Annotated in this window: 5 protein-coding genes; 4 read left to right on the top strand and 1 reads right to left on the bottom strand. The window is 47.6% G+C overall.

Translation table 11 applies throughout. The features are described from left to right. Window positions 1–111: 111 nt before the first annotated feature. Window positions 112–2193, bottom strand: coding sequence for a biosynthetic arginine decarboxylase (speA, locus tag IQ219_RS16190; RefSeq protein ID WP_194073290.1), 2082 nt, complete (start codon window positions 2191–2193; stop codon window positions 112–114). Between the two features lie 247 nt (window positions 2194–2440). On the opposite strand from speA, the gene IQ219_RS20590 reads away from it, so the two are divergent. From IQ219_RS20590 to IQ219_RS16175, 4 genes are all read left to right on the top strand, one after another. Beyond that, complete coding sequence (locus tag IQ219_RS20590; RefSeq protein ID WP_368667624.1) at window positions 2441–2602, top strand: PIN domain-containing protein; 162 nt, start codon at window positions 2441–2443, stop codon at window positions 2600–2602. Next, the gene (locus IQ219_RS16185) at window positions 2599–2844 is read left to right on the top strand and encodes a toxin-antitoxin system HicB family antitoxin (RefSeq protein WP_194073289.1); all 246 of its coding nucleotides are present in this window, start codon (window positions 2599–2601) and stop codon (window positions 2842–2844) included. Before IQ219_RS20590 ends, IQ219_RS16185 begins: the two co-directional genes overlap by 4 nt. 302 nt (window positions 2845–3146) lie before the next feature. Next, window positions 3147–3818, top strand: a complete 672-nt coding sequence (locus tag IQ219_RS16180; RefSeq protein ID WP_194073288.1) for a class I SAM-dependent methyltransferase — start codon at window positions 3147–3149, stop codon at window positions 3816–3818. 196 nt (window positions 3819–4014) lie between these two features. Further along, window positions 4015–5484, top strand: coding sequence for a glycoside hydrolase 100 family protein (locus IQ219_RS16175; RefSeq protein WP_194073287.1), 1470 nt, complete (start codon window positions 4015–4017; stop codon window positions 5482–5484). Window positions 5485–5610: the final 126 nt, after the last annotated feature.

The following is a 5610-nucleotide window of genomic DNA, read 5'->3' as shown; positions in this document are numbered from 1 at the left end:
GTTTTTGCCCCATAAACGCCTCCGCAAATAGGCCAAAAGAGCAAAATCTTCCTCTAGATCAAGACGCTGGGACTTTGGTGTTGTGTAGGGTTTTCTGCCGCCGCCGTCCATTTAGCTGGTGTGGATGCCCGAAGTTGGCTTGAGGTAGGTATATTGCAACAAACTGCGCTCGTAGTTTTCCAGCAGTAGTTGGGATTCCTCCAGGCTCATGCGTTTATCCTCCATGGCCTGCTCACAGTAGCGGCGCATATTTTCCAGCAAATCTTCGGGATCGTACTGCACATAGCCCAACACTTCGGCAATGGTATCCCCCCGCACTAAATGCTCAATTTGGTAACCTTTGGGATTCATTTGAATATGCACCACATTAATGTCACCAAACAAGTTATGTAAATTACCCATAATTTCTTGGTAGGCTCCCACCAAAAACATCCCCAAATAATAGGGTTCCACCCTGGGCGGAGCATCTTCCTGTTCTATTTCCATTAAGGGATGTAATTCCAGCACTGACTTGACGTCCCGCAGGTCAATAAATCGGTCAATTTTGCCGTCACTGTCGCAGGTAATATCCGCTAGAATGCCCCGCTGGGTAGGTTCTTCATCCAAACGATGGATGGGCATAATGGGGAAAAGTTGGTCGATCGCCCAGGAATCCGGAGCCGATTGAAACACCGACATATTGGCGTAGTAGATGGAAGCTAAGTTAACTTCCAAGTTTTCCAAATCATCGGGGACATATTCCTGCTGACGACAAATTTGTAAGATTTTACGGCAACAGGCCCAATAAATTTCCTCAGCTTTAGCCCTTTCTTTCAGACCTAAATAACCAAAGTTAAATAAACTAATAGCTTCCGTTTTAAACTGTTCCACGTCATGGTACGCTTCCTGGTAATTATCCACCGTAATGGTTTCCCAGGTTTCCATCAGATTGCGCAAAATCGCATGGTCTTTGGCCTTCACCTTGGGCAAAGGGGGATTGATATCGTTGGTGGCCACAATGTCGAAAATGAGCACCGACTGATGGCTGGCGATCGCCCGGCCACTTTCACTAATCAGCACCGGACAGGGAATTTCAGCGGCCACACAGGCATCCTGCACCGCCGAAATCACATCGTTAACGTAATTCTGGATATTGTAATTTTTGGAAGCATAAAAATTGGTTTTGGAGCCGTCATAATCCACTCCGAGGCCGCCCCCCACATCGAGATAGCGCATATTGCCCCCCAGTTTGGCCAACTGCACAAAAATTTGGCTGGCTTCCGTCATCGCTTCCTTAATGACAGAAATGGAAGAAATCTGGGAACCGATGTGGAAATGGAGCAATTGCAGACTATCCAGCATATCCGCCTGGCGCAGTTGCCCGATCGCCGTTAACATCTCCGGAATGGTCAAGCCAAATTTAGCCCGATCGCCGGTGGAAATTCCCCAACGTCCCATACCCTGGGTACTCAGTTTGGCCCGTACCCCAAGAATTGGTTTAATGCCCAGATTGCGGGAAATTTCGATGGCTAAAGCCACTTCTGCCACCTGCTCCACCACAATGATCGGCCGATGGCCCAGACGACGGGCTAGCAAGGCCGTCTCAATATATTCCCGGTCTTTGTAGCCATTACAAATCAGTAAAGGTTGATTTTGCTGGTCTGGCTCTGGGTTTTCCTGGGGTTGGAGCATGGCCAGGGCAATCATCAATTCCGGTTTAGAACCGGCTTCCAAGCCAAAATTGTAGGGAGTGCCATAGCGCACCAGGGATTCGACAATATGGCGATGCTGGTTGCACTTAATCGGATAAACCCCCCGGTAGGTGTTGGGATAGCGGTAACGGGCAATGCCCCGGGCAAAGGCCGCATTGAGGCGATTGATGCGGTCGGCCAAAATGTCAGAAAAGCGCAACAGCAAAGGCAAGCCAATATTTCTTTGCCTTAAACCCTTGACCAATTCGTACAAATCCAACGCCCCCCCATGGTCAGCCTGGGGCGAAACGGTGACATGGCCCGCCGCATTGATGGAAAAGTAGGGTTCCCCCCAACCAGTGATGCGGTAGAGGTTTTCACTGTCGTCAATGGTCCAGGGTTTCTCCCTGGGGGAGGCTTGGTCGGTGGATGCCTTTTCCCCAGAAGACTCTTCGATCATCTCAGTCTGGCTGGACTGCTCAGTCATTGCCATGATATTCAATTCCATCAATTTCCCTTCCATGGCTTGCTCTAGCGGTAAATAAACTGCTTTTGATTTTAAGTCCAACTAGGGTGAACTAACCTAACTTAACGAATGGCCCTGAAAGGGCGATCGCCGCTTAACACTCAATTAAATTTGATGATGCCGTACTCTTCCCATGATAGAGTTGAAACATATTAATTTAAATTGTTTCCCAGTTTTTAATGCCACCGCCCCAAATTGTGCAGTGGGAGTAACGCATGAAATTTTCTTTCTTTAGCGACCATTTCTGCGGGATACCAAAGATGAAATGGTGTTAGAGCTTGCAGTCAAAGCAAGATGTCAGATTATAATCACACATAACACTCGTGACTTTGTCGGTGTAGAGCCGTTTGGTTTGAATGTGCTTGGGCCTTCAGAGTTTTTACGCTTGATAGGAAATTTGCCATGAGTATCGTTCAAGTTCAAATTCCTGACTCATTACACAAAAGCTTGTCTGAGCTTGCAAGTCGTGATGGAATTTCTATAGATCAATTTATATCTAGTGCGGTTGCCGAAAAACTATCTGCTTTAATGACCGAGAATTATCTTCAAGAAAGAGCTAAAAGAGGTAGTCGGTTAAAGTATGAGGCGATTTTGTCTAAAGTTCCCGATATTGAGCCGGAACCATATGACAGAATACCAACCATCTAACACTACATCGGAGTCAATATCTCAAATGCAATCTGTAAAAATTAAAAGTTATCTCCAGTAGTTTAATCAGAACATGTGAACCATTAGAAGTGAGCGCCTCTACCCATTTTCGTCCAAGCAATTTACTCAGATGGGTTAGTCAACTCTAGGGGAATTTCTAATATTTATGTAATTTCTTCAACACTAAAACCACTTGCGATTGTTACATTCCCCCGACAGAATCTAGCATAGAATAGCTTCGGCAAGGCTTTTTCTTGCCATAGTTTAAACGAATGTTAACCTGACCGCTGTAATTAATTTGTATGCCCAACCCTTCTTTCCTGCCCCCAGAAACAGACCACCAAAGATTGCAAGAAATTTGGGAAGATAGCTTGGCCATGCAGTACTTGATGCCATTGGCGGGTAACTATTTGCCTTGGAGTGGCTATGCCCTCCGCCCCAGTGGGTTGGTACAAATTCTCAACACGATTTTAATTCGTAAACACCTATCCATTGTGGAATGTGGTGGTGGAGTATCTACCTTGTACATTGCCCGTTTATTCCGTCGCAATGGTTTACAGGGCAAACTCCACTGTATCGAAAATAATTTGGATTGGTTAAATTTGTTGCAAGATGCATTAGCCAGGGAAGAGTTGACCACCTACGTCCAGCTCATCCATGCTCCGTTGGAACCCTGTGAACTGGCCTTGGACAATGGGGAGTGGTACGATCGCCAGAAAATCCGTCACCAGTTGCCCGCCAGCAAAACCATTGATTGCCTGTTGGTGGATGGGCCGCCGGCCTACCGGGAGGACATTCAATATTCCCGTTTTCCGGCAGTGCCTTTCTTCCAAAGTCAGTTAGCTCCCCACGGCACCATCATTTTGGACGACATTAACCGCCGAGGAGAGCAGGAAGTTCTAGCCCGTTGGCAGACATTACTCAACGTCAGTTTTGATCCCTCCATTGGCAATGTGGCGATCGCCCACCTGTAGGCTCAGGGTGAGTTCAAAAAGCCCCCCAGACCCCCCAAGTTTAGGGGCCAGCCGGATGAAAATCTGCCAGTGTTGAAATATTGAGGATGCGAACTAGGACTTTACCAGCAGGCTTCCTGGCAACCAAATGCTTTACACCGTTGGACTAGTTCAGGACAATTAAGTTTGCCCCATAGATTAATCCTAATCTTCTGCCATGAAATCCCCCCAGGCTCAACAAATCCTAGACCAGGCCCGCCGTTTGCTCTACGAAAAAGCCATGGTCAAAATCAATGGGCAATATGTGGGCACCGTGGCGGCCATTCCCCAGTCGGATCACCATGATTTGAACTATACGGAGGTTTTCATTCGGGACAATGTGCCGGTGATGATCTTTTTGTTACTGCAAAATGAAACGGAAATTGTCCAAAACTTTTTGGAAATTTGCCTCACCCTCCAGAGTGAAACTTTTCCCACCTATGGCATTTTCCCCACCAGTTTTGTGGAAACGGAAAACCATGAACTCAAGGCAGACTATGGCCAACGGGCGATCGGTCGGGTTTGTTCGGTGGATGCATCCCTCTGGTGGCCCATTTTGGCCTATTACTACGTGCAAAGAACTGGCAATGAAGCTTGGGCCAGGCAAACCCATGTGCAGTTGGGGCTGCAAAAGTTTTTAAACCTCATTCTCCATCCAGTGTTTCGGGATGCGCCCACTTTGTTTGTACCAGATGGGGCTTTTATGATTGACCGTCCCATGGATGTGTGGGGAGCCCCCCTGGAAATCCAAACCCTCCTCTACGGGGCCTTAAAAAGTGCGGCGGGGTTACTGTTAATTGACTTGAAAGGGAAGGGTTATTCCAGCCACAATGACCACCCCTTCGATAGTTTTACTGTGGAGCAGAGCCACCAGTTTGACCTGAGTGTGGATTGGCTGAAAAAACTGCGCACCTATCTGCTCAAGCATTACTGGATTAATTGCAACATTGTCCAAACCCTGCGCCGCCGTCCCACGGAACAGTACGGTGAAGAAGCCAGCAATGAACATAATGTCCACACAGAGACCATTCCCAACTGGCTCCAGGATTGGCTCGGCGATCGGGGGGGTTATTTAATCGGCAATATCCGCACGGGTCGCCCCGATTTTCGCTTTTTTTCCCTGGGCAATTGCTTGGGAGCAATTTTTGATGTCACGAGTTTGGCCCAGCAACGTTCATTTTTCCGTTTGGTATTGAATAATCAGCGGGAACTGTGTGCCCAAATGCCCCTGAGAATTTGCCATCCCCCCCTCAAGGATGATGATTGGCGCAGTAAAACCGGCTTTGACCGCAAAAATTTACCCTGGTGCTACCACAATGCTGGCCATTGGCCCTGTTTATTTTGGTTTCTAGTGGTGGCGGTGCTCCGCCATAGCTGTCATTCCCACTACGGCACGGTGGAGTATGCGGAAATGGGTAACCTCATCCGCAATAACTACGAAGTGCTTTTGCGTCGCTTGCCCAAACATAAATGGGCCGAATATTTTGATGGTCCCACCGGCTTTTGGGTTGGGCAACAGTCCCGTTCCTACCAAACTTGGACCATTGTTGGTCTATTGTTAGTGCATCATTTTACGGAAGTTAACCCCGACGATGCTTTGATGTTCGACCTGCCTAGTTTGCAAAGTTTGCATCAAGCGTTGCACTAACAGGACTTACGCAAAAGAAAACTTAAGAGTAGGAGAACGAAGCTGTTGACGCAGGAAATCAGACCATGGTTGATGAGATATTTCGTAGACTGTCAATGGGCTATTAACGGCTTGACGACGAAGAAA

Source organism: Synechocystis sp. LEGE 06083, assembly GCF_015207725.1.
Taxonomy (GTDB): Bacteria; Cyanobacteriota; Cyanobacteriia; order Cyanobacteriales; family Microcystaceae; genus Synechocystis; species Synechocystis salina.
The sequence above is the reverse complement of the archived record's forward strand: the minus strand, read 5'-3'. Positions and strand labels throughout refer to the sequence as shown.

What these genes read in the sequence shown, in the direction of transcription:
- IQ219_RS16175 (WP_194073287.1), top strand. Translation starts at nt 4,015, where the DNA reads ATGAAATCCCCCCAGGCTCAACAAATCCTAGACCAGGCCCGCCGTTTG.
- IQ219_RS16180 (WP_194073288.1), top strand. Translation starts at nt 3,147, where the DNA reads ATGCCCAACCCTTCTTTCCTGCCCCCAGAAACAGACCACCAAAGATTG.
- speA (WP_194073290.1), bottom strand. Translation starts at nt 2,193, where the DNA reads ATGGAAGGGAAATTGATGGAATTGAATATCATGGCAATGACTGAGCAG.
- IQ219_RS16185 (WP_194073289.1), top strand. Translation starts at nt 2,599, where the DNA reads ATGAGTATCGTTCAAGTTCAAATTCCTGACTCATTACACAAAAGCTTG.